Genomic DNA, 1,052 nt, shown 5'->3' on the forward strand with positions numbered 1-1,052 from the left:
AACCTGGCCCGCCTCGGCATCGGCGTCGGTGCCGGGGGCGAGGTGATAGACACCTATCCCTACTACGCGATCGGCATGGTCCACCTGATCAGCTCGGCATTTTTGGGCGCCGGCGGCATCTTTCACTCCCTGCGGGGCCCCGCCAAGCTGGAAAGCAAATTTCCCTTTTTCGGCTATCGCTGGGACGACACCAACAAGATGACCGATATTTTGGGCATCCACCTCACCCTGTTGGGCGTCGGCGCGTTCTTGCTGGTGGCCAAAGCCATGTACTTCGGGGGATTGTATGACCCCACGGTTCAGGACGTGCGCCTGATAACCGACCCCACGCTGAATCCGGCCACGATTTTCGGCTATTTGTTCGGCACGGAAGGCCGCTTTTGGCTGGCGGGGGTCGATCGCCTCGAAGATGTCGTCGGCGGTCACATCTGGATCGGCGCGATTTTGATCCTCGGGGGGATCTGGCACATCGCCACGAAACCCCTGCCTTGGACGAAAAACCTTTTTGTCTGGTCCGGAGAAGCTTACCTCTCCTACAGCATCGGCGCCGTCAGCCTGATGGCCTTCGTGGCGACCCTGTTCGTTTCGGTGAATTCCCTGGTGTTTCCCACCGAATTTTACGGCCCCACCCTCAATCTCGTCTTCGATCGCTTCCCGATCTTCGTCAGTCCCGACGGGGTGGCGACGAACCGGGTCTGGCTGGCGAACGCCCACTTCTGGCTGGGATTCTTCTTCCTGCAGGGACACATTTTCCACGCCCTGCGGGCCGCCGGCTACAGCTTTAAAGAAGGCCGGGTGATCGAATCGACTCGCGGGGAGGTCAGCTAACCATGACCGTCACGCAACCGAATCTCCTCAAACCGCTGGGCTTCACGGCCGATACCGACGCCCCCAACACCTTCGTCCCCACTTCCCGCGATCCCTACTCTTGGTGGGCGGGCAACTTCCGCTTCGCCGACCTGTCGGGCAAGCTGCTGGGGGCCCACGTCGCCCACGCCGGACTGATCGTCCTGTGGGCCGGGGCGATGACCCTGTTTGAACTCAACCAGTTC

At 61.2% G+C, this 1,052-nt stretch carries 1 protein-coding gene and 1 pseudogene; both read left to right on the top strand.

All coding sequences use genetic code 11. From position 1 onward, the window contains the following. Positions 1–828, top strand: an 828-nt coding sequence (locus LKE08_RS12045; RefSeq protein ID WP_324704475.1) for a chlorophyll a/b binding light-harvesting protein, incomplete at its 5' end; no start/stop codon positions are given. Positions 829–830: 2 nt separating this feature from the next. Further along, a pseudogene (locus LKE08_RS12050) lies at positions 831–1,052 on the top strand (chlorophyll a/b binding light-harvesting protein); the annotation flags it as partial.

The sequence above is a fragment of the Lyngbya sp. CCY1209 genome, assembly GCF_035615495.1.
Taxonomy (GTDB): Bacteria; Cyanobacteriota; Cyanobacteriia; order Cyanobacteriales; family Microcoleaceae; genus Limnospira.